Source organism: Pseudomonas lundensis, from assembly GCF_001042985.1.
Classification (GTDB): domain Bacteria; phylum Pseudomonadota; class Gammaproteobacteria; order Pseudomonadales; family Pseudomonadaceae; genus Aquipseudomonas; species Aquipseudomonas lundensis.
The window spans coordinates 1-24898 of record NZ_JYKY01000039.1; the positions used below are offsets into that span (position 1 = coordinate 1).

Below are 24898 nucleotides of genomic sequence, written 5' to 3' on the forward strand. Positions count from 1 at the left end.
TTGTGCTTAGTCAGGTAAGCTCGGTTCGGTCAGACGCCCATTGATAACGATGTTTTGGAAGCGGGATTGTTTCGCTTAGCAAGCTCAGAAAATTAACTGACTGTTGCACTTGCTCCTTGAGACCGCCATGTTCAAGTCAGTCAGGCGGTCATGACCAGTCGCGTTTCAAGTGCGATCAACAGCCTTCAGCAATACATCAATAACATCGCGTTGGGTTTCGAACCGGGGTACGAACAGGTCGGGATGAACGATGCACAGAAGTCCACTTGGGATAACAGCCTTCATTCCTACTCCCTTTGGCACGCGCATCAACAATTGCGTCATTTTCCTGCCAATTACATCAGCCCTCACCTGCGTATTGACAAGACCGACAGCTTTCAACAGTTAGAAAGCGATATTAGCCAAACCAACTTGCAACCCGGCCATATTAATGCCGCGGTCAACCGCTATCTGGGGCGGTTTGAGGAGTTGGCACAGATTCGCACGGTCAATGGTTACGTGGACGGTGACGCCAACAGTATGGCTCAGAGCCGCTATTATCTGGTTGGCAAGTCCAACGGGGAAAATGCTTTTTATTGGCGTTCCTTGGCCCTGGCTAAACAAAATGGTGCCGGCTCTACCGGTGCCAACCCATCCGCCATGGACGCCTCAGCGCCCACTGCATGGTCAGATTGGCGAAAGCTCCCCATCCCCGCCTCCTATGACATTCCGGACCAAAGCATTCGTCCGGTGTATTTCAACGATCGCTTGTTCGTGGTCTGGGCGCAATGCAGTCAACCCCTGTCTGCTCTTGATGAGGCTGGCACCCCCGCCGAAGGATTGGATATTTTTAATCCCGAGCATATGCAGCACTTCATCAAACGCTACCCCCGCCTTCGCCTCTATTACTCGTTCTTGAAACTGGACGGCAGCTGGAGTTGCCCGCAGATCTGTATCGATGAGTACGCAACCAGCCGATGGTTGCAGAAGCTCTCGATGCAAGACATAAAATCCACGATTACCACGGTTGCAATGGTGGACCCGCACACCGCTCCGCCCTCCTTGTTTTTTGGCTTGGTCGCCGATACCGAACCTTATGCAGATACCTTTCCATTGGTGAAAGGGAAAAATTTCGATTTCTCTCATGCTGTGCGTCTGGACAGTAAACTCAATGTAACGCTGCTGCTGTCAAAGGATTCATTAAACAGTTTTTTCTCGATTGTTCAGGGCGATGCGCCCACTCAAGCCAGTCGTCACTTGGATATTTTTGCAGGTCATAACCGGTTCAAATTTAATTTTGTGGCACCCAGCATAAATGCCGTTGATGTGGCGATACATAAAAAGGAGATGCCGCATAAGGGCTCTGACAGGTGGGACTATCAAGGCACCCAACGCTATATTCAAGACCCTAAGCCAGGCAGTGCAAAGTTCAATAAAACCACCTCCAGTCTTGAGCTCTCAACACACACCGTACTGAGTTTTCCGTCATTCAAAAGTGTAGAGCTTGTTGTTCAACAGGACGGTTTTTGGTTGTTCATGCGGTTAACGGTTGAATCACCTGAGAATGCCCGCAGTGACAGTATCGTGCTCAAGAGTGACTCCTACTTGAATTTGAAGCACCCCCGTTCGACACGTCTGCTCAAGGATTACACAAGCATTGAACTGACCTGCAATAAAACGAACACTGTGTTCAAGAATTTTTTAACATCCGCCACGGCATCGCAAAACCCAACGAAGCCGGCGCCGTTCCAATATTTTGGACAGCCTCAATATTCGGAAAACTACATCCTCGACGGTGTCATGGTCTCCACTGAGTTGTTTAATTATTTATTTCATACTCAGAACACAACGTATTCGGCCAAACTCAAGGTTGAAGAGTCCAGCCAAGCCGCTGGCCTGCTACCCCAAGAAAATGAACTGCTGCTGGAGCGTATCAAGATCACCCGCTTTCAGCGTATCTACAAACAGGTGGTGATGACCTTGCCACCGCATGATAAAGAAGTAGAGGTTATTTACCCCTCGCATGTTCATATTACCAATACCCACCTGATAGGCGAAAGCCATGTCATGCGTCGAAACTTGGTGGGCGGGAAATTTGAACTGCCCGCAGGCCGAACGTTCATCACATCACTTAATATCACTGCCGAACAACTGCCAGACTACATAAGCCAGAAAAAGAAACTTCCCATTGTGCATGGCGTTCTGATACGAGAACAAAATATAGATGACATGAGGTTCAATATACTCGGGTATGCCCTCAAGGCTTTTGAGATTGTATTGAACGAAAATAACACGGCGGATATAACCAAGGGGCCTTGCATTATGCGCCTCTCTTCAGCACCGAGTGGTACGGCGGAATTCATAGATTTCAGCGACTCATCCATTGCTCAATTAAATGCCTCTCCCGGGGCATTGCGGGCGCCGATACGACTTAATACGACACTCGGGGGCGCACTCACCCAGGTCGCATCCGCCGACATGTCCGCGCTCTTTGCGTTATCTCACACCCACCGTGAGCCGCCACTGACCTCAAGTGCCGGGCTTGCTCCCCTCGACTTTCAGGGGGCGTATGGGAAATACCTGTGGGAGTTGTTTTTGTACATGCCGTGGCTGATTGCCCATCGGTTCAATCTGGAGCAACGCTACGCGGAAGCCGAAACCTGGCTCAAGTACTTGTTCGATCCAGCCCGCAAACACTCACAGGTATCACCCGATCAACCCTATTGGGGGCTCTCAGCACTGAATTCAGACAGCGCGCATATGGGCTACCTGCACGATAACCCTGATGACCCCAATCAGATTGCACTCAGTGCCCCGGTGCATTTCAAACGTGCACTCTATGCCCTGTATGTCGATATTTTGCTTAATCGAGGGGATGCGGCGTACCGTCAAACCACCTCAGAGAGCCTTAACGAGGCCAAGTTATGGTACGTGCGTGCTCAGTCATTATTGGGCCCTGAGCCTTCTGTTCAGGTCGTTGATCCGTGGGCCTCTACCACTCTTGGCGATCTGACCCGTCATATCGACGACACATTGCGCGCGACTGAACGCAAAATGGAGCGTGCTGAATTTGACAAGCTGTCATCGGCCGATCACTCAAAACTGGCGCGGGCCATCCATCGGGTCAGCGACTCGCAGTTGCTATGTGTCCCCCCGGACAAGGCCATGTTGGCCCGTTGGGAAAAAGTGCAATCACGGTTATTTAATCTGCGAAATCATTTGGATCTCACCGGTAAACCCCTGCGTGTCCCGTTATATGCCCCACCCGCCTCCCCTCGCCAATTGCTTAACCTCTATGCCAGCCCACGCATGGCCGGGGACGCTTCCTCGGTACGTCGTCAACCTGCCCACGTGGGGCATTACCGGTTCCAGACGGTTCACGCACTGGCGATGGTGGCGGTCGAAAACGTCGTGCAGTTTGGTAATGCCCTGTTGTCGATCATTGAGCGTCAGGATCAGAGTGAACACCTGCAATTGCAGCAGCAACAGGTGTGGCAACTTGCGGGGTTGTCACTTGAGCAACAAGTCCAGAGCCGGATTATCGATGAGAAAAATCAGGATGCCTTGATGGCAGGTCAGCGTATCGTTGAGGGCCGCATTGCGCACTTGGAGCATTTGATCAAAGAAGGCGTAAACGCCAATGAACAAGAGGCCACCCAGGAGCTTCAACGCAGTACCGCCCTGGATACCGTGGCCTATGGGCTACAAGCGGCGGCTGGATTGGCCATGTTGGTTCCCAATATTTTCGGTACGTCCACCGGCGGCTGGAGACTAGAGGGAGGGTTCTATGCCACCCAGGCGGGCATTCAGCTGCTTGCCAATGAAAAGCGCTCCAATGCCAACCATCTGGACCGCAACGAGGCGTTCAATCGACGCAATCAGGAATGGGAGCATGCACTGGGGCAATCGCGCCTTGAACTGGAGCACGTCAAGAAGCAAGTTCAAGTCTTGCGCGAACAGGCCAACAACACGCGCTTGCAACATCAATCCGCCGAAACCGCGCTTACTCAAGCCAGGTTGATGTTTGATTTGTTGGAGAAACGCTTCACCACGCCTCAGCTGTACCAATGGCTGAGTACGCAGCTTTCTGCGTTTTATCTGCACGCGTATGACATGGCCCTTTCGCTGTGCCTCGACGCACAGGCCTGTTGGCACTATGAGCGCGCAGCATCCGACCGCACCTTTGTCCACGCCAGCCAGTGGAGCAGTTATCGCCAGGGCCTGACAGCCGGTGAAGGGCTCAAGCTCAGCCTGATCAACATGCAAGTGGCTTACCTGCAACACAATGCGCGGCCCATGGAAATCACCAAAACAGTGTCGCTCAGAAACCTGAAGGCCAAAGACCCTAATGCCACTCGAAACACCTCTTGGGACGACATGAGCGCAACACTCCAGCGCACAGGTTCCGTTGAGTTTGAACTCACCAAGGCGCTGTTTGACGCTGACTACCCGGACCATTATTTGCGCCGCATCAAAAGCATCAGTGTCACCTTGCCAGCGACGCTCGGCCCTTATGAAGACATTCGCGCCACCCTGACGCAAACCAATCACACCATCCATACCGCAGAGAAAGGTGAATTCGACTATTCGAGCCACCGTGTCAACGAACATATCGCGCTCTCAACCGGACTGAATGACAGCGGGTTATTCACGCTTAATTTCGAAGGGGATGATCGCTACTTGCCCTTTGAGTACACGGGTGCAGTGTCTGGCTGGAAGTTGTCATTCCCCAACCCCGCTGCGCAGTCGGCCATGCTGAGCAGCCTGTCTGACATCATTATTCATGTGCGCTATACCGCTAAACAGTTGGGGGGGCATGCAGGATGACGCAGCCCCAACAAAACGCTGCTGAGGTCTTTACGCCTTCCCTGCCCAAAGGCGGCGGTGCCATCCACAGCATTGGCACCGGATGGGGGGCCATCGGGATGACGGGTGAGGCTTCTTTTAGTATTCCACTGCCGATTTCAACTGGACGCGGTTTCACACCGTCGTTGAGTTTGAACTACAGCAGCACATTGGGTAACGGGCCTTTTGGCATTGGCTGGACCGCTCCCCCCGGCAGTATCCGCCGCGACACCCAAAATGGCGTGCCCCTCTATACCGACGCCGACGGGTTTATCGGCCCGTCAGGGGTGGAGCTGTGGCCCCGGAGAAACGCACAAGGGGTGATCGAGACCACGACCACGGCTCAGTTCAATGAGGTTCAACTCGACGCGACGTACACGGTGACCCGTTACTTTCCGCGCGTTGAGTCATCCTTTGACCGTTATGAGCACTGGGCGTCGAGTCATGATCCGGGTGGTTTTTGGTTGGTCCAGGGCGCAGACGGCACCTTGCATCTCTTCGGTAAAACACAGGCGGCACGTTGCACCGACCCTGAGGTTCAACAGCATGTTGCGCAGTGGCTGCTGGAAGAAAGCCTCACCCCGCTGGGCGAACAGATCTATTACCACTACACGCGAGAGCGGGCTGAGCCACCCGTTGCGCCGGCTCGCGACTGCCGTGCGCAACGTTATTTGCAACGCATTTGTTACGGCAATCGCCAGCATCAGCCTCAGTTGGCCTTATGGACAACGACGTCGCCGCCGGTCAAACAATGGCATTTCGAGTTGGTATTCGATTACGGCGAACGCCCTCTCGATTTCAGTCAGGCACCGTCTTATGCGCCCCAACAGGAATGGGGCGCGCGGCCCGATCCGTTTTTCACCTATGCCTATGGTTTCGAATGGGGCAGTCAGCGCCTGTGCCAGCAGATCCTGATGTTTCATTACTTCCCTGATGAGGCGGCCTTGGGCCCGGAGCCGGTGGCGGTTCGTCGATTGCTCCTTGAGTATGTAACCACCGAACACCGTGGGCGTTTGCTCAACGCTGTGCACAGTCAGGCGTTCGAGCCGTCAGGCAGCGCCCGTTACTGGCCACCGGTCGAGTTCACGTACAGCGTGTTCACCCTGGGCCCCCAATCGGGGCAGTTCGCGCCTTTTGCCGCGCTGCAAGGCCCCGGCGATGGCAAGGATTATCAGTTGGTGGACCTGTACAGCGACGGCATGCCGGGGGTGTTGTACAGCCAGAATCGCTCATGGCATTACCGTGAGCCTGTCAGAGACCCCGATAGCCCTCAGCCGAACGCGGTTCAGTACGGGCCCTTACGCACGTTGCCGCAGATGCCGATTGCCACGGACCGCGAGTCATTGCGCCAGACATTGGCAGATCTCAATGGCGACGGTCAGCTGGAATGGATCATCGCCCAGCCCGCCATGAGCGGCTTTTTCACCCTGAACGCACGACGACGCTGGTCCAGCTTCGCCTCATTTGCCGCGCTGCCGGTCGAGTTTTTCCACCCCCAGGGGCAACTCGCCGACTTGATCGGCAATGGCGCTCCCGACCTGGCGTTGATCGGCCCGCGCAGTGTCAGGCTCTACCTGAATCAGGCCGAGGATGGCTTTGAATCGGGGCGGGATGTCGCGCATGTGCCGGATGACGACGCCTTGCCCTCACTGAGCCGTTCCAGCCGTACCGAAGTGGTGGCCTTCAGCGATATGCTGGGCAGTGGTCAGCAGCATCTGATCCGCATTCGCCACAATGAAATCAAATGTTGGCCGAATCTGGGCCATGGACGTTTCGGCAAGGGGTTTGTCTTTGCGACCCTGCCCTTCAGTTATGCCGAGTTCGATGCTGCACGGGTTTTGCTCGCAGACATTGACGGTTCAGGTGCCACCGACCTGGTGTACCTGGAGCCTGCCCATGCGTTGATTTTCATGAACCTGTTCGGTACGGGGCTGGTGGCTACACCTGTTCGATTGCCCTGGCCCCAGAACCTGATGTACGACAACGGCTGCACGGTCAGTGTCGCGGACCTTCAGGGGCTGGGCTGTACCAGCCTGATCGTGTCAATGCCCCATGCGACGCCCCAACATTGGCGTTATGACTTCGTCAGCGCCAAGCCGTATTTGCTCGTTGGCACGGACAACAACATGGGCGCCAGGGGGCTGCTGACATACCGCAGCAGCGCTCAAGAATGGCTGGATGAGAAACAACAGCGTGCTCGTGAGGGCCGGCCTCCCATCTGCGGTGTGCCGATCCCCCTGCACGTTGTGACGGAGCAACAGCACATCGACGCCATCACAGGCAATCGTCTGACCCGCCGCTTTAAATACCGCGAAGGGTTCTATAACGGTAATGAGCGTAAATTTCAGGGGTTCGGGTTATTGCTTGAAACAGATTCGGATATCTCGGGCAGTGACACGGCCACTGCGGCCCACACTCAAGCCGTGCTGCGCAAAACGTGGTTCCACACCGGCAAGGGCACCGACATGGTGCGCCGCGACTACTTCGACCTCGATCCGCTTGCTCAGCCTCTGGGCTATACGCTTGTCAGCCGCCTCCTGCCCGGCCAGACAGATGACACGCTGCTGGTCGCAACCGACATCGCGCCGTTGCTCAAGGACATCAACCATGCGCTGACGGGCACGCAGGTGCGTCAGGAGGTGTACGCGGCGCGGGATCCGGCGGCCAACGCGGTGCCTTTTTCGGTCAGCCAGCAACGTTATCTGGTGCGCCAGGTAAACGGGCGCGACTCCATGCTGCCCCTGCCCGTGGAGTCCATCAGTTATCGCTATGAACGCGAACGGGACGACCCGGCCTGCCAACACAGCATCCATTTGCGCTGGGATGCGTATGGCAGCCTGACCCATGGTGTGACGGTCTATTACGCGCGCCGCAAAACCCCGGACGATCCGTCACCGTTCACCGATCCTTATCAGACTCAGTGGTGGCAAGACACCCATGATGCGTCGCAGCAGTCGTTTTACCTGACGGAGTCACTGGCGCAGTTCATACACCTTGACCAACCCCAACGGTGGCGCCTGCGTGTGCCGTATCGCCAGCGCACCAACGCCCTGGTGTTGGCCAAAGGCAGTGCTGCGAACAGGCTGTCTTCGGAGCGAATCCGTTACGAGACGTTTATCGATCAAGGCAGCGAGGGGCCTTTGAACCCGCAGGCACAACGCACACTGAGCGGTTTGTCGGTGCAGCATTATCACAACGTGCAAACGGCCTTGCCGTACCCCGCGGGCACGGCTGACTTTCTGGCCCTGGTGGATCACGTTGAAACCGCCGAGCTGGACGACGAGGCACTCAAGGCCTATGAGGACCTTCCGACGTTGCCGGGTGCCGGTGCTTTTGATCTGACTCACGCGCTCACCGAGGCGCATTACCATCGCGCCGAACTGTTTTTGCCGGACAACAACAGTGCGGTAACGCTGTGGTCGATCAGGAAAAACTTCACGCTGTATCACCCGGCCCACGGCTTTTACCGTGCCTACGGGGTACGTCCGACCGAGAGTCACGGGGTCACCACACTTGAGCATGATCGGTACGCGTGCCAGATTGTTTCGGTCAAGACGCCCGATGGCTGCCGCACCACAGCCCAGTACGATTACCGACTGCAATTGCCCGTCCTGATTACCGACCCGCAAGGCACTCAACAGCAAGCCCGGTACGATGCCTTCGGGCAGTCGCAGGTCAACAGTTATTTTGGCCGGGAGTTGGGTCAACCCGTGGGGTTTAACCCGTTGTCGGACTACCGCCGACCGGCTGACGACAGCCCGGAGTACGCCATCGGGCATCCTCAACAGGCACTGCAACAGGCCGCCAGCGCCAGCTTCTACACGCCCTTCAGCTGGATGGGGCAGATTGCACAGGCCGCACTTCGCCCTGAGTGGATCACTCAAGGTTACGTGCTGCCCAACGGGTATATTCGCGCCAGTGCACAGGCGGCCACGCTTGACCTTGAAGACCCGCACCAATTGCAATTGAGCCAGTTGATGCAGGCAGCGCACCGTGAGCCTGTACACGCCGTGGTCTTACAAGCCGACCGCTACCCTTCCCCTACCGATGAATACCAACCCCTGATCCGCATCAGCCTGACGTGCAGTGACGGGTTTGGACGCACGTTGCAGAGCAAACAACTGGCGCCAGGCGGGATGGCCTTCACGATTGGGAGCGACGGCACGCTGAACCTGGACCCGGACGGCAAGCCGGTCAGCCACTACAGCGAGCCCCGTTGGCGTGTCAGTAGCCGGGTCGAGTACAACAATCAGGGGCTGGCCATTCGCAATTACCGTCCTTACTTCGCCAATCATCATCGTTACATCAATGATGCGTCCCTGCGTTTGAGTGCCTACAGCGATCAGGTGTTCTATGACGCACTGGGGCGACCCACCCACACCCTCAATGCGCGGGGCGACCTGAGCCGCCACACGTATTGCACTTGGTACACCATCAGCGAGGATGAAAACGATACACACGGGCTGGACCACAACTTGCCTGCGGCTTGACCGGCGTTAAGGCACAGCTCGCAGGTGACTGCGAGCTGTGCCTGAGTGACGGGTTGATCAGTGAGGGTCTCGGATACCGGCTACCCGATAACGACGATCGCCCAAGTGCTCAAACATCAGGCGGTATGCCCCGCGGCGGCGGCTGCCCTGGTAGCCATGCACGTCGGCAGACCACAACGCGTCAGCGTGCTGGTGCCAATGCACGGCCCTGAAACGGCCTTGCTGCACATGGCTGATGGTCAAGGCAATGCTGTGCCCTTCAGGCCCCAGCAGGAGTTCTGCGACTGCGCTCTCGTCGATGCTGATGGCCTGAGCGGGCTGGGCCGTTGGCGTGCTGATCACCGCCGGTTGTGGCTGAGGGGCCGATGAAGAGGCTCGGGCTGTGCGTTGTCGCGCCACTGCGCGGGGGGTTACGACTTCATGCGGCGTGGGTTCGGCTGCCGGCCTGGACGTGGTGGCTGCAGGTTGGGCACGGGCGCGAATCAAGACGCTCAGGACGCCTTGTTTCCTTGCCTCGCGCGTGGGGGGGCTGGGATTGTTCGAGAGTTCTCCAATCACGGGGTGCAACTGGGCAGGTCCCGCCAGGCCGTAGATCTCGCCGCTTTTGGTGGTCAGAATCCCCAGCGAAACGCCGACTTCCTCATGGATAGCGGCAAGGTTATCAAAGACAAAGTTGAACATCTTGACGCTTTCTGCGGGGCTCAGCTGTTGTAGCGCTGAAAACTCCAGCACTTTGTCTGTTATCGCTTGCATGAACGCATAGTTGTCTGACTCCGTGGGCGGTAGTGTTGAGCGGCGTTGGGCTTCAAACGCCAGGCCTGTCATCAACGCGGCCCCGACTCCTGCCCCTATGAGCGGCGCTTCCAGCAGCGCGCCCAACGCGGCGCCCAGCAAGGTCGCCACAAAAATCCAGAAGCTGAACGCGATCAGCCGATTGGCCGGGTAGTCGCCCGCTTGCAGCCCGTGCTGATCAACACGGCTCATGGGGTTGTTGCCCACCATGGCATATACGTTCAGGCCATCGATCACCCCGGCCGGGTCAGGGCTGATCCAGCGTTGCATCCAGGGTGCGTAATAGCGCAGGCCGTAATAGTACAAACCCGTGGCATCGCGTTCCTTGCCGCTGTAGCGCACGGTTTTGAAGCTTGCTTGCACCGCACTTTTGGCCGCCCACCAGGCTGTCGCGCCAAAGGGGTAGAACCCTTCCTGACTCAGCAATGCGCCCTGCTCGTCCAGCTCAATGACCCCGCTCTCCAGATGATCTGACAACGTGAACCGGATTTGCGCGTTCTGCACACCATCGGGCAAACCTTGCTCCCAGGTGAGCGTCCTGACATTCATGTGCCCGGCTTGCAGGGTCATCAGCGACACATTCACCCCTGAGGCCTCATTCAGGCGAAGTTCCAGCCCTGGCAGATAGCGCACCTCATAGCGGCGGGTCAGCCCTTTGGTGCGATACGTTCGGCGCTTGAGTACGCGCACACCCTGACCGTCGTAGACGTAAGATTCGCCATCGTCCTCCCCGGCGCCCCGCCTGACATGCGTGACCTTGTGCAATTGATTGCGTCCATTCCACGCCATCACTTGCCCGCGCGCCAGCATCCTGAGGTTGCCGCAGGGGTCAAACCCGTCCTCCGGGTTGGGGGGGCCGGACAATTGGCTGCGGTTGCTGGTTTCAGACACCTCCATGCGTTGGGTATAACCTCGCCCGGATGCGGGGACGTGTTGCATCTGCACCAGGTTGGCGCCCGCATCGTATTGATAGTGCCGGGTGTAATTGCGCCAGCGATGGGTATCCGTGCCCATGAGCATGGGCGCAGATAACAGCCGCCCACCACGGTGGCGTGCGTTTTCCCGGCCGGTGGCTTTGATGAGTTGGTACAGGGTGTCGTAGGTATACGTAGTAAAGGCCTCAATGCTTGAATTGTGGCTCCAGGTGGTCGGTTGGGCGCTGTCCAGAATACTCACGACGTTACCCACACGGTCATGGGTATACGCCAAGTCCTGTATCGGGGTCCGATGCGAACCCACACGGTGCGCAGTCAAACGCTGCAAATAGCCATCCGCTTGCGCGTAAGACGCGACCGTCAGTACGCCATTGCCGGAGCGTTCGGAGGTGACTTGCCCCGCCGCGTTGTAGGTGCGTTGATCCATCAAGACCGCGCGTTTACCACTGGCCATCACAACGTCGACCTGCGCCTGTTGGCCGGTGATGCCGTACTGAAAACGCTGGCGGTTGCCCTTGGCGTCGTGCAGCTCGAGCAAATCGCCCACGGCGTTGTAGTGCCATTGCGTGGTGTAAGACTGAATTTCCAGCAGCGCGTCCCGTTGTTCCTGCGCAGACGGCCAATTGAGCGATTCGGGTTGGCGTGCAAAGCGGCGCGCCTGACGCTGCATGGCTCCCGACAGCGCGTAAGCCTCAAACAGCACAGCGCCTGCCGGGTCGTCATGGCGAACCAGACGGCCGCACTGGTTTGTGCTGTTTATCCGGGGTTGGGGCTTGCCATACGTAAAGCGCTCTATACAGCGCGCTTGCGGGTCGTTGCTGAGTTGTTCGTGAATGGCCATCAGCCGGGCGTGGGTGTCGTATTCAAAGCGCTGATGGTTGCCACGGGCATCCCAGGTGGCGAGTGTTTGCAGCCCTGTGCCGCAGAGGGTGACGTGCCACCCGCTGTCGACACTGTCGGTCTTGACGATCTGTCCTGACAAACTGCTGAGGTAGCGCAGATTGGGTTGCGCCTCAGGCGTGATGGCCTCTCGGGCCAGCAAGCGCGGGTCCCATTGCTGGGCCAGAGACCCGCGAGTGTCATAGCGCGATTGATGAATGCGTGACTGTGGGGGCTCGTGCACACTCAGGCGATGATAGTTGACCCTGCGCACGCTCAAGCCCCGGGGGTCAATCGCCGTCAGTGACGGTGTGTAGTGATGCAGTGAAGTCATGGTTACCGACCTGTAAAACGCCATAAAGCCAAGAGCCTATGACTCAGGTCGGGGGTAAAGGTGGTCACATAGTAGTGACGCGGTGCAACAGGCTCGCGCCGTTCAACCGGTTGAGGCGCGCCATAGCGTTGAGATGTGCCTGAAACCGACCCGTGCGGTTTGCAGCAACAACCCCCGCACTTCCGTGAGTGCCGACACCACGCCGCGCGCGACCCCCACCCAGGTGCGGGCGCTGGCACTTTGCGCGGCGGCCGGCGCCCCGGTGATTGCAGCGGCTACTGCTTCAATCCCGACCCCGGCCCAATACGTCCAGGCCTGGTTAAACATGCGGCTCATGCCGCCATGCAGCGTGTCCGTCAAAGGTGGCAGTTGGAGCGTGTGTTGATGCACTTCATGGCGGGCCGTGCGATGACCGCTGCGCAGCACCGTCCCCATGGCGGCATCGTAGGCTTCAATCAGCGGCGTCACGTTGGGCATAAGCGGGCCTGGCACTGACTGGCCATACACCGCATTGGGAATGGTGGCCACACTATAGGCCGCCGAGGCCAGCAATGTTCTGGGCACCCTGGCCATCAGCGGGGTTGCTCCCCAGGAGGCCGTGTCCCCCAGCCCCCGCAGCGCCTGCTGCACGATCTCCCGTGAAAAAGCGCGGATATGCCCGCCCAGGCGTTGACGGGCGACCGGGTCCCACTCCAGTTCCGTATCACCGCCTTCGGCGATGGCGCGCATCATGAACCCCCTGTCGGCGGCTGCGGCAACGGCAAAGCCGATGAGTGGACTCCAACGCATGACCGTGCCCACCAGGCCGCTGCTCATGTGCATCATGGCCAATGCGTCCAGCGCCGCCACCGTATTTCTCAGGGCGTTGTTGAGGGCTGTGGTCGGTTGACGCCCTTCAAAAAGCGCGACGTCCAACCCTGCGCTCAAGGCATTGCTGATGTAGGTCGCCAATGCATCCCGAATCGCCGCCGAGGCCGCCAATTGCAGGCGCGACCTCACTCTGTTGGCCACATGGGTGGTCAAGCCGCGCAACGTCGCGAAGCGGCTTTTGGGCAGGTCAAGGGCTTGGCTTTGCAGCCCCTGGGCATCCAGGCGATTAATCGGGTTGCCCCGCGCCAGCGCATACAGGTTCAAGCCCTCTACGTTGCCGGCCGGGTCGGCACTGAGCCAGCGCATCAGCCAGGGCGCGTAGTAACGGTAACCAAAATAGTAAAGGCCGCTGGCATCGCGCTCCTTGCCCGAAAAACGCAGGGTTTTGTAGTCCGCCTCGATGGCGTTGGAGGTCGCCCACCAAGCCGTCCCGCCGTAGGGGTAGTAATGCTCCTGGCTGAGCAAGCGCTCATCCTGATCCAGTTCCAGCGAATGGTTGCTCTGATGGTCCGACAGTGCGTAACGCACTTGCCCGTCCGGTATGCCCGTTGGACGGCCTTGTGCCCATTGCAGGATGCGCACATTGGCAAACGCAGAGTGGATGACCAGCACATTCAGTTGTTCGCCGGTGGCCGTATTGCGGCGGATTTCCAGCCCCGGCAAGTACCGCGCATCACTGAGGTGAGTGCGTGTGTGGGCGCTTGCGCGACGGGCCTTGTACACCCGCTGGCCATCACCGTCGTAGCGGTAGAGTTCTTCATCGCTGGCGGCGTCATCGCGCTCGATGTGCGTGATGCCCTGCAATTGGTCGCGGGCATTCCAGCGCAATGTCTGCCCCGGCCCCAAGGCCCGTTGATTGCCGTTGGGATCAAAACCGCTGACCCGACCGGGCATCGAGGTCATGTTGGAAGTCGCCGCCCACCCATGATTGCTGGTCCCCGAGAGCGTCAGCTGGCGTGTGTAGCCACTGCCTTGGGTGGGCACATGGCGTAATTTGATTAGGTTGCCGGACGCGTCGTACTCATAGTGCTGCCGCCAGCCCCGCCAGCCCCGCCAGCCCCGGCAGCGCGGTGCGCCACGGGTTGCAAAATCGACCCTGGGAGGCAAGGCCGCCCCGCCCGCTTGATGGGCGTGTTCACGGCCGGTGGCCTCAATCAGTTGGTTAAGTGTGTCGTAGGCGTAGGTGCTTAAGGCCGCAATGCGTGTGTTGTCCGACCATTGCACCGGTTGCGCGGTGTCCTGCACGCTGAGCACCTGGCCTGTAGGGTCGTAGGCATAGGTCAGGTCTTGCAGGACCGTGCGCGGCTGACGGGTGCGGTGGGTAAAGAGCCGTTGCAAACGCTCGTCGGCCGGGTCGTAGGTCCAGGTGCTGCGCACCCCATTACCGGCCTGTTCAGCCTCGACCTTGCCACCAGCGCTGTAGCGACGTTCTTGCACCAGGATGCGCTGCAGACCGTTGTTGAAGAGGATGGCCAGTGATCCAAGCAGGCCATCGACACCATAACGAGGCTGTTGCTGGTTGCCTGCTGCATCCGTCTGCGCCATCAATTGCCCCAACGGCCCGTATTGCCAGTGGGTGGTGTGGCTGTGCGCCTCGACAGCGACATGGGGCAGCGCTGTGAGCATCGGTGCCTCTGCCAGATCCTGCACAAACCAGCGTGTCTGAACGGTGCTGTTCGCGCACAGGTCGTAGCGCTCGAAGAGCACCGTCCCGGCCGCATCGTCGTGGCGTCGCAAACGTCCGCAGCGGTTGAGCAGGGCCTGACGGCTGTGGGCGCCGGCATAACTGAGGCGCTCCGTACACCGGCGGTCCGGCTCACCCGTCTGCTGTTCGTAGACGGCAGTCAGGCGCAGCAAGGGGTCATATTCATGGGTGTGGCGTGTTTGTGCGGCGTCCCACGTGTCCAGTACCTGATCGGCCGGCCCTCGCCAAGTGATGCAGCGCCCGCTATCGACGTTGTCACTCTGCACCACCCGTCCGCTCAGGGAGTAGCGGGTGCGTTGATTGGGGGCTGTGGCGGGTTCGGTTTTTCGCAATGCGCCCAGGCGCGGGTCCCATTGCTCTCGTAAATGACCGCAGGGGCCGTAGACGTGTCGGGTGATGCGCGGCTCAAGGGTCTGTTCGGCGGTGCGCCGATGGTAAGCCACTTCGCGTACCGTCAACCCCCGTGGATCTTGAGCGCCAAGTGTTGGTGTGTGGTGATGCAAGCGTTGAGGCATGGTTCACGTCCTGACTGCACATTGAAAAAGCAGTCTATGAAGCAGGTCTCAACCGCATGCCATAGCCGGGTCTCGCGCGGGGTGCAAAATACGGATTTACAACGTTTTCAGCCAGTTCCTTGGCGTATCAGCGACTTCCCCTACCAGAGTGCAGGCAAAGCCATCTATCCCGCGCGTTGGCTGGGCCGCTGTTGCAGCGGCCCGCGTTCGAGAGAAGGATTACTGACTGACAACAGCGCCTTTGAGTGTGCGGATCTGCTCGATCACGGCATTGGTGCGGTTAACCAGCACGTAATGGCCGCTGAATTGTACCCATTGCGAATCGTCGCTTGGCTGCGGCAAGCCTTTGGCTTTCCAGTTCTTGATGGCGCTTTCTTCACGGGTGTACTGATCCGGTGCTTTGTCGCCGCTGGTGTAGCAGGTGTGGTGATCCATGGACTTGGCCAGTATCGCGTTGTGCTTGCAATCACTGGCGTTGTCGTCTGCGGCCTGCGCTGCATAGGGCATTGCGCACAGAACGCCGGCAATGAGTGATGCAGAAATGATGTTTCGCATGATTGACCTCTTTAAGACGCAATGGACCGATTTTAAAACCTGAGCGCTCGATTGAGCACCCGGGCTGTGTGGATAGACCCTGCGTTCGTCCAAGAGTGCCATTAACGTGCTGCGATTCAGCATTCGCTCACGGCGTGCCGGGCCTGGACCATGCTGTCGAGAAACATCGCCAACCCTACTTCTTCCGCTTTCAGGCCTTTGCGTACTCGGGGTTTGGGCAACTGGGCCAAGGCACCGAGCATGAAGCCGTCGAGCACTGCCGGGTGGATGTAGCACTTGCGGCAAACGGCCGGGGTATTGCCCAACTGCTTGGCTACGTTTTTAACCATGTCCACCACGTGGCGTTTGGCGTCTGATTCCGGCTCCCAATGCAACTCACGCAATACCGCCAGTGCTAATGCGCTACCCGCCCAGGTGCGGTAGTCCTTGGCGGTGAAATCTGCGCCCGTAAGGGTTTTGAGGTAGGCATTGACGTCGGACGACGTGATGCTGTGGCGCACGCCGTCTTCATCCAGGTACTGGAACAAATTCTGCCCCGGGATCTCCAGGCAACGTTTGATGATGCGCGCCAGCCGTCGATCCTTGACCGATATTTGATGTTCGACCCCGCTTTTGCCGCGGAACTGAAACGTGATGGTGGTGCCACTGACGTCGACATGACGGCTGCGCAGCGTGGTCAGCCCATAGGAGCGGTTGTCCTTGGCGTACTGAGTGTTGCCGACGCGGATCAGGGTGGCATCCAGCAGCGTGATGACCGTGGCCATGACTTTGTCACGGCTGAAACCCGGTGCTGCGAGGCGGGTTTCTAGCTGTTTGCGCAATTTGGGCAGCGCCAGCCCGAACGCCCGCAGGCGCGAGTATTTACTGGCATCTCGCACTTCGCGCCAGCGTGCGTGATAACGGTATTGCTTGCGGCCCCGCGCATCGCGGCCGGTGGCTTGCAAATGCCCGCGCGGGTCAGCGCAGATCCACACATCCACATACGCCGGCGGCACCGCGAGGGCATTGATGCGCTGGATTTCGTCCTGATCGACGATGCGTTTGCCGTCCGGGGCGAAGTAACGAAACGTGCCGCGCAACCGCTTGCGGGTAATACCCGGTTGCGTGTCATCGACGTAATGCAGGTCAGGGGGCAACACATCGGGTAACGAGGTTTCTGGCATGGCAGCGATCCTGGAGAAATGGGCCGTTATAGCCATTGACCGCAGACGCTGGCAGACGTGCCGATCGATTGCAGGCGACGCGAGGGTGGTGGAATTAAATAGAGATGTTATAAGATAACTATTCTTGGGCGTGCCCTCTCGCCTGTGTTTGCGATTAACCCTTGTGTGTGACCCTGCCAATGCCCTATTCCTTGACTGCTGCACCGCCGCTTCATCAACGTTTATTGTCCATCGACGCGCTGCGGGGGCTGGTGATTCTGTTCATGTTGCTGGACCACGTGCGGGAAACGTTTTTCCTGCACCGGCAGGTGACAGATCCGATGTCGATTGACAGCACAGAGCCTGCCCTCTTTGTCAGTCGCACCCTCGCCCACCTCTGCGCCCCGGTGTTTGTATTGCTGACCGGGCTGTCCGCGTACCTGTACGGCGAGAAATATCAGGGCAAGGCCGCTGTGTCGTCGTTCCTGTTCACGCGCGGCCTGTTTCTGGTGGTGCTGGAATTGACGCTGGTCAACCTCGCCTGGACCTTCCAGTTCCCGCCGAGCGTGATTTACCTGCAAGTGATCTGGGCCATTGGCCTGAGCATGCTTGCGCTCGCGGCGCTGGTCTGGCTGCCTCGCGCTGCGCTGTTGATCCTCGGGGCGGCTATTGTGGCCGGGCACAACCTGCTGGACGGCCTTCACTTCGCCCCGGATGCGTTCCTGCACGTGCCGTGGGCGATCCTGCATGATCGCGGCTGGATTGAGTTTTCTGACAGCCTGCGCCTGCGCACCTCGTATCCCGTGTTGCCGTGGATCGGTGTGATTGCGCTGGGTTACGGCATAGGGCCGTGGTTTGGGCGTGGCGTCTCGCCCCGCGTGCGTCAACGCAATTTGTGCTACGCGGGCGTCGGGGCATTGCTGGGGTTTGTGGCCTTGCGCGTATTCAATGGCTACGGCGAAGCCCCCTGGACACCGCACGAACAGGTGCAGCAGACGCTGATGAGCTTTTTCAATATCACCAAATACCCGCCTTCGTTGTTGTTCCTGATGCTGACGCTGGGGGTCGGACTGTTGCTGTTACTGGCCTTCGAACGTGCGCAACAACGGCGCTGGATCAGCGCGCTGGCAGTATTTGGCGCTGCGCCGATGTTCGTGTATCTGCTGCACCTTTATGTGCTGAAACTGCTGTACCTGATGGGCGTTGCCCTGTTCGGGCTTAACCACGGCGCCTATTTTGGGTTCGATCACATCAGCGCCGTCTGGGTGACCGCTATCGTGCTGGCCGTCGCGCTGTACAGACCCGTGCGCTGGTTTGCCGCGCTCAAAGGCCGTCGCCGGGACATCCGCTGGCTCAAGTATTTCTGAGCCCGCGTTAATGGCCGCGCGCCCCGTTTGATGGCGGGCAGAGTTTGCGCGTGGATACCCCCTTGAACCGTTGATGGATAAATGACATGCGATGGTGTACGAATGAGCGCCGCACTTCACCAGCAGTCCACCCCCTGAGCACACTGCGTAGCTGCTCGGCCTGGCTGATGGCACTGGTCAGCCCGATGGCGGTGGCCGACTCCGCACAGTCGCAGGCTCATGGATGGATCGAAGACAGTACCTGGAGCGTGCTTAACCGTACGGTCTATGACAGTCGTGAGTATCGGCATGGCGCGCGTAACAGCGGTGCGCGCAATGCCTACAAGCCAAAGAACGAGCGAAACGGGGCTGCCGAGGAATGGGCCTATGGGCTGATGGGCTCGCTGCAATCGGGCTTCACCCAAGGGCTGATCGGTGTCGGTATCGATGCCCATGCTTACCTCGGAGTGAAGCTGGACAGTGGCGGCGGACGTGCAGGTAAAGCCCGCTTACTGGGCCTGGACAATGACGGTTATCCGAAAAACGATTTCAGTCGCGCAGGGGCCGCTTTGAAGCTGCGCCTGTCCAACACGGTGCTGTCATACGGCGAACAGCGGGTCAAAACCCCGGTGTTCAGCTCATCCGACAGTCGCTTGCTGCCGGAAACGGCCACCGGTGCGTTTGTCACCAGCCATGAGTTTGAAGGCCTGCGCATGGTTGGCGGGCACTTCACCGAAAGCACCGACCGCAATGCCAGCAGCCACGATCAGGGCTTCGTGGTCAATTACGCCAATGCGATCAAGGGCACGACCTTCGACCTGGCGGGCGTGGTCTATAGCCCTGGCAAGCAATTGAGCGCCAGCCTGTATACCTCGCGGTATGAGGACACCTGGAATCAGCAGTATCTGGGGGCGATGTTTAGCCAGCCGATCGATGAAACTCGCTCGCTGGCGTTCAACTTCAACCTCTATCGCACCACCGATGAAGGCAAGGCCCTGTCCGGCAGCATCAACAACACCACCTGGAGCGTGTTGTCCACCTACGCGCAGGGGCCACACAGCTTCAGCCTCGGGTATCAAAAGGTGCATGGCGACACGCCGTTTGACTACGTGACACGCGGGGCGATCTTCATCACCAATGCCGTGCAACTGTCAGACTTCAATGCGCCAAACGAACAGTCCTGGCAACTGCGCTATGACCTGGACCTGTCGCCCTGGCACTTGCCGGGCCTGATGTTCAGCGCCGCATATGTACGGGGCAGTGACATTGATGGCACCCACGTCGATCCGCGAGGCGGTTATGCCTATCTGGGGTATGGCAAAGGCGGGAAACACTGGGAGCGGGATCTTGAGGCGCGTTATGTGGTGCAGAGCGGCGTCGCCAAAGGCGCAGTGCTGTCACTGCGCCACAACGTACACCGTGGTAATACCGCTCAAGCCGAACTGGATACCGATCAACTGCGCCTGGCGGTCGAATACCCGCTCAGCGGGCGGTTTTAACGCCCTCCAGCGCTGGCTGTCCCCTCAGGCCCTGACCGTACGATAAAACGTCCGGTCAGGGTGTCGTTCAGTGCATGGCGCCATGGTCGTGCATGGCGTCATTGCCGTGCTTGTCCTTGTGGTGCATCGGCATGCCGTTCAAAGACCGGGCTGTGGCCTGCACATCAAGGGTTTCTTTTGTGCCCGTGGCGTCTTCAACCGTCAAGGTGAGTGGCACGGTATCGCCTTCTTTTATCTGGCCGTTCAGGTCAATCAGCATGACGTGATAGCCCTCGGGCTGGAGCGCCACGGTCTTGCCCGCTGGCAAGGTAACGGCTTGCACTGGGCCCATGCTCATCACGTCGTTTTCCATCTTCATCTGGTGGATCTGCACGTTTTTGGCCACCGGTGACGTGACGCTCAGCAGCTTGCTGTCGGTGGTCGAGGTGATGCGCATGAAGGCACCGCTGGAGGGCTGTCCCGGTACGGTGGCGCGAACCCACGCGTCATCCACGGTGGTTTGGGCCGAGACATGCAGGCTCATGCCCAGCAACGACAACATCAGGTATTTGACGGGTTTCATAGTGTGGCTCTCAAAGAGGCGTTAAATCAGCAGACGGACATCACGGTGAGCAAATCTTCGGTGCACTGCTTGGCCGACAACGAAGGTGAAAGCCCCAGGCGCAGCACGCCCCGTGAGTCAAAGACAAAACTGGTGGCGGTGTGCGACAGCGTATACGTGGAGCCGTTCGGGATCTTCTCGTAGAACACCTTGAACTCTTTGGCCGTGGCCGCTGTTTCTTCCAGCGTGCCGGACAACGCCATGAACGTCGGGTCGAAGGCCTTGACGTAGGCATCGAGCATTGCCGGCGTATCGCGCTCGGGGTCCAGGGTGATGAACACCACCTGCAGCCGGTCCCCGTCCGGGCCCATCATCTTCTTGATTTGCGCCGCCCGCGCCAGCGCCGTGGGGCATACCGCCGGGCACTGGGTGAAGCCGAAGAAAATCATCGGCATCATGCCGCGAAAGCTGCCCAGCATGACGTCATTGCCTTGAGCGTCGTGGAGCTTGAACTTACGGCCCAGAATCTCGTTGCTCAAATCTTTACCGTACTTGTACGACAGGCCACTGCCGGGGTCGCATCCGGCAAGCACGCCCAGACTGAGCAAGCCCAGGCCCTGAACGACACGGCGGCGAGTCAGTAAATCATTCATGTGAAGGTTCCTTTGGCGCACGACAGATCACCGATTCAAACCACGAACCGGTGACATTCGGCGTTTTGGCGTTACAACAGAGGATCGTTAACGGTGTGACGCATTTCATGGGGGCAGAATTTACCACTCTCAGCGCGTTGGAGCACGTTACGTTGGTCATTTAAACGGCGGCGACCTGCATCGAATCGATCTGAAACCCGCCTGCCTCTCTAAGGTGTGTGCCAGGCAATCGGCGCAACGTGCAGAAACTGCTTGAGTTCGTCCAGCACCCTTTGCGCGCTGAAATCACTGTTGCCGCCAGGCTTCACTTTTAAGGCCGGCATGATCCACTGCACGCCGTCATAACGCCATTGCGCCGTCCCCTGCTCTTGCGCCTGTAAAGCATGCTGGAAAATTGCCAGATCACACCTGCCGCGCATCTTGCAACTGACACGTTCAACCCAGCTTTCATACCGCTGACGGATTTCGATGAATGGCCCGTCGATGATCGCCAGCACACCGCACCGGGTACGGTTGTGGAAGGGAATAGCAGACAGGCCGTGATAAGGCGTTTCGCGATCAGCCCTGGATGCCGGACGAGGCGGTAGCGTGAACACGGCCAAATCAATGTTTGGATACTCCTCCAGCACACCCCGAGGGTCGTTCATTAACGCTTCGGTGCGCTCCAGTAATTGCCACTGCCCTTGATATGCCTGTGCGTAGCGCTCAGTGTTTTCTATGACATCCTTGACCAAGGGCAGTAAGGTGCCAAACGTGCTTAGCAGTTGCCGGCTTTCGTTGACCCCGGCATAGGTATGGGTGCGTTCAGCCAGATGATTAAGGCTAAACGCGACCTGCAGTGCGTGCCGGGATGTCCCGCGTGCGTAATCGCCCAGCCGTGCGACTTCAATCAGCAGCGGCGCGTGTCGCTGAGCATGCTCCGGCGCAAGGAATGCGTAAATGGAGGCCAGACCGTCCAGGTCAAAGTGATCACTGGTCACAATCCTGGCATCTGGAAAGTCTCGGGCCTGCGCCATATAGCGCAAAGCACTTTGCGTCGACAAATTGGCCTTGTACGCCTGCGGCGTGCGGTTAGCGGGCCAGTGCGACAAGGTCAGCAGCGTCTGGGGCGTGTGGGTCGAATCCAGCGAAATATTGGCAATGTCGTGCGCCATATTCAGCGGTAAATAGGCAAATCGGCTTGCCCCATCGATCCGTATGGCCTGCCCCAGCAGATCGTCAGTGCAGTGAGCCGCAGGCTGCAGATCAGGCAATTTAAGTTTGACCCGGCCATAGTCCACCGGGATTTGAGCGATCTCGCCATGGCCACCGAGGGTGTAGACCAGTCGGCACAGGTTCTCGCGCCGCAGATCATGCCCCTTTCCATTGCGCGGCGCACTGGCGGGGCCTGCAATGGCCGTTGCCAAATCAATGAAATGATTTTCGAATAACCCTATGGCCCGCCCGCCCAGCATCCGAATGTCCAGCGCACGGCTTGCAAGCAAGACATCTTCATCCGCTACCACGCCATGAACGGCGTTTGCATCTGCAGGTGTGTTCATCAGGGCTACTCCGGTTTTTCTGCGGTCAGGGGTTCGTCAGCCATCAGGGGGGCGGATGTTCCATTGGGCACCGCCTCGCGGCGCAAGACCTGACGCACGGTGATAAATAGCAAGGCCGACAGCGCAGCAAAGACCCCAAACAACCACGTTGCCGCACTTGAAGCTCCGGCAACTCCACCCGGCGAGGTAAAGCCCGCCAGGTTAGCGATCATCCCCGCCAGCGCCGCCCCCACGGCCGTTGCGATTAACTGCACGGTCGTGATGGAAGCGCCGGCAATGTCTTTTTCCGCATCGGGTACGTTGGCAAGAATCCGGGTGAGCAGATGTGGCCAGGCCAGGCCGATGCCGGTGCCCACCAGCACCATGGCCACTGAGACGCCGCCAAGACTCACCAGCGACGCCGATGTCTGGGGGACAAATAAGCCAGCCAGGCCCAGCCCTGTGACCACCAACAGCGGAGCCACGAGCATGGCGCGATTGGCAGCCTCACGCGACAGTCCGCAGCTGTAAAGCGAACCCAAGGTCCAGCCTGCGGCCATCAATGCGGCCACATACCCGGCCACCAGAGGTGTTTGAAGGTGCAGTACCTGCAAGAAATACGGCACAAACACTTCACTGGTCATGCCCATGACCATCAGGCTCATCGACAGGTAAATCGGGAGCAGCAAGCCTCCCGTCCGCACGCTGTTTCGGGGCAACATCCGATGCCTGTCGCTGCCTTCGACCCGCCATACCGCATACAGAAGTAGCATGCCTGCCAGCAGGCCCACTGCGTTAAAGAGCGGCGAAGGCTTGATGCTGCCCACCGAGATGGCCAACACCACCCCGGTTAAAAGCACCAGTTGCACCACCGGCACAGGCGCCTTGGCCGTGGGCTCAGTGGTTTTGCGCGGGAGTATCAGGCTGGCCAATAACACAAACGATAGCGTCACCGGGATCAGCACCCAGAAGGCAGCGCGCCAGGCATCGTATTCAGCGAATACCCCGCCAACGGCCGGTCCGATCAAGGTGGCGGCCCCCCACATTCCTGAAATAAGCGCCATTGCCCGAGGCCACAGGGCTTGGTCGAACACCAGGCGGATCATCGAATAAGGCAATGCAAACAATAAGCCTCCGCCCAGCCCTTGTACGGTACGCCCGAGAATCAATACGCCCATGTCAGGCGCCAGGCTGCACAGGCCGCAACCCAAGGCAAACACCAGCCCCGCGACGGCATACGCCACTCTCGGCCCCAACCCGGTCAGGCAGCGGGCTGACAACACCGAGCCAATGATCGATGCCACCACAAACAACGTGGTATTCCAGGCGTAGTAATCCAGTCCACCGATGTCCTTCACCACAGACGGCAAAATCGTAGTCACCAGATAGACGTTAATGGCGTGGAGTGCCACGCCCCCAGCCAACGCCAATGACCTCAATCCGTTCTTGCCCAGTAATAAAGCTGCCCATCCTGTTGCAGTCGTCATTGCCTTGCCCTGAGTGGTGACATGACATCGATCCTATTACAAAAGGAAATACTTTGATAATTATTTTTCCAGGTTATGGGTATGATCCCCTCCTGTCTGGCCACCCCCCTTACGAGATGTCTGTTCTGTATGTGCGCAACCCCGACTGATCCTGCCAACACCGCACGCAATAACGGCGCTACGGCTGAGCGGCTCCTGTATTTGCTTAAAACCCACGGCCCCTTAAAAACCGCGGACTTGGGGCCGATGCTGGACATTACCCTTGAAGCCACGCGTCAGCAGATCCAGAAACTGGTCGACTCAGGGTTGATAGAAGGTCATGTGATGCCTTCGGCGGGTGCAGGCCGTCCTTCGCGCAAATGGGCGCTCACCGCTACCGCTCAGGCACGGTTTCCCGATACGCACTCGCAATTGACGCTGCAACTGATCGATTCCATCAAGCTGATCTACGGCAGTGAGGGCATCGATAAAATCGTGAGCTCGATCGAGCACGCCAATACCTGCGAGTACGTCAACGCGTGTGCGAAAGTCACCACCCTTGAAGACAAGGTCAAGGTGCTGGTGGGCATTCGCGATGCGGCGGGCTATATGGCCAGCCTGCAAGCCGAGGGGGAAAACTGGTTGCTTATCGAAAGTCACTGCCCCATTTGCGTCGCCGCGCAGGCATGCCAGGGTTTCTGCCGGTCAGAACTGCAGGTGTTTCAAACGGCCTTAGGCGATTCGGCCACTATTGAACGCATTGAGCATTTGATTAGTGGGGATCGCCGTTGTGTGTATCGGGTGAGTCCGCGCAGGCCTCACCCGTAAACCG

13 protein-coding genes and 1 pseudogene are annotated in these 24898 nt (G+C 58.7%); 6 read left to right on the forward strand and 8 right to left on the reverse strand.

The genetic code is table 11. The annotated features are described in order from the left end of the window. Positions 1-141 precede the first annotated feature (141 nt). The 3 genes and pseudogenes from TU74_RS25000 to TU74_RS21260 form a co-directional block, all read left to right on the forward strand. Positions 142-933 (forward strand): annotated as a pseudogene (locus TU74_RS25000) (neuraminidase-like domain-containing protein); the annotation flags it as partial. A 582-nt stretch (positions 934-1515) separates the two neighbouring features. Further along, the gene (locus TU74_RS21255) at positions 1516-4806 is read left to right on the forward strand and encodes a Tc toxin subunit A-related protein (protein ID WP_338152407.1); all 3291 of its coding nucleotides are present in this window, start codon (positions 1516-1518) and stop codon (positions 4804-4806) included. Continuing rightward, on the forward strand, positions 4803-9314 hold the full coding sequence (locus TU74_RS21260) for a SpvB/TcaC N-terminal domain-containing protein (protein ID WP_048377599.1): 4512 nt from the start codon (positions 4803-4805) through the stop codon (positions 9312-9314). The genes TU74_RS21255 and TU74_RS21260 overlap by 4 nt, the downstream gene beginning before the upstream one ends. 57 nt (positions 9315-9371) lie before the next feature. Here TU74_RS21260 and TU74_RS21265 read toward each other — a convergent pair whose 3' ends face one another. The 4 genes from TU74_RS21265 to TU74_RS21280 form a co-directional block, all read right to left on the reverse strand. Beyond that, entirely contained in the window at positions 9372-12254 is a 2883-nt protein-coding gene (locus TU74_RS21265; protein WP_048377600.1) for an RHS repeat-associated core domain-containing protein, read from the reverse strand. Between the two features lie 102 nt (positions 12255-12356). Next, positions 12357-15344: an RHS repeat-associated core domain-containing protein gene (locus tag TU74_RS21270; RefSeq protein ID WP_048377601.1), complete on the reverse strand. Its 2988-nt coding sequence runs from the start codon at positions 15342-15344 to the stop codon at positions 12357-12359. A gap of 219 nt (positions 15345-15563) precedes the next feature. Next, on the reverse strand, positions 15564-15899 hold the full coding sequence (locus TU74_RS21275; protein WP_047274581.1) for an RcnB family protein: 336 nt from the start codon (positions 15897-15899) through the stop codon (positions 15564-15566). A 116-nt stretch (positions 15900-16015) separates the two neighbouring features. Beyond that, positions 16016-17062 carry a DNA topoisomerase IB gene (locus TU74_RS21280; protein ID WP_047282401.1) on the reverse strand — a complete coding sequence of 349 codons (1047 nt, stop codon included), beginning with the start codon at positions 17060-17062 and terminating at the stop codon, positions 16016-16018. 179 nt (positions 17063-17241) lie between these two features. On the opposite strand from TU74_RS21280, the gene TU74_RS21285 reads away from it, so the two are divergent. Continuing rightward, a complete protein-coding gene (locus tag TU74_RS21285; protein WP_048377602.1) occupies positions 17242-18408 on the forward strand; it encodes an acetyltransferase domain-containing protein in 1167 nt (388 codons plus the stop codon). 167 nt (positions 18409-18575) lie between these two features. Next, entirely contained in the window at positions 18576-19886 is a 1311-nt protein-coding gene (locus tag TU74_RS21290) for an OprD family porin (RefSeq protein ID WP_048377603.1), read from the forward strand. Positions 19887-19953: 67 nt separating this feature from the next. Here TU74_RS21290 and TU74_RS21295 read toward each other — a convergent pair whose 3' ends face one another. The 4 genes from TU74_RS21295 to TU74_RS21310 all read right to left on the reverse strand — a co-directional run bounded on the left by TU74_RS21295 (position 19954) and on the right by TU74_RS21310 (position 24087). Then, positions 19954-20448: a copper chaperone PCu(A)C gene (locus tag TU74_RS21295; RefSeq protein ID WP_048377604.1), complete on the reverse strand. Its 495-nt coding sequence runs from the start codon at positions 20446-20448 to the stop codon at positions 19954-19956. 26 nt (positions 20449-20474) lie between these two features. Then, positions 20475-21080 carry an SCO family protein gene (locus TU74_RS21300; protein WP_048377605.1) on the reverse strand — a complete coding sequence of 202 codons (606 nt, stop codon included), beginning with the start codon at positions 21078-21080 and terminating at the stop codon, positions 20475-20477. A 209-nt stretch (positions 21081-21289) separates the two neighbouring features. Next, the gene (locus TU74_RS21305; RefSeq protein ID WP_082149922.1) at positions 21290-22621 is read right to left on the reverse strand and encodes a DUF6687 family protein; all 1332 of its coding nucleotides are present in this window, start codon (positions 22619-22621) and stop codon (positions 21290-21292) included. A gap of 5 nt (positions 22622-22626) precedes the next feature. Continuing rightward, positions 22627-24087, reverse strand: a complete 1461-nt coding sequence (locus TU74_RS21310) for an MFS transporter (protein WP_048377606.1) — start codon at positions 24085-24087, stop codon at positions 22627-22629. Between the two features lie 129 nt (positions 24088-24216). Here TU74_RS21310 and TU74_RS21315 point away from each other — a divergent pair, with 129 nt between their 5' ends. Next, positions 24217-24894, forward strand: a complete 678-nt coding sequence (locus TU74_RS21315; RefSeq protein ID WP_047274574.1) for a helix-turn-helix transcriptional regulator — start codon at positions 24217-24219, stop codon at positions 24892-24894. Positions 24895-24898 lie beyond the last annotated feature (4 nt).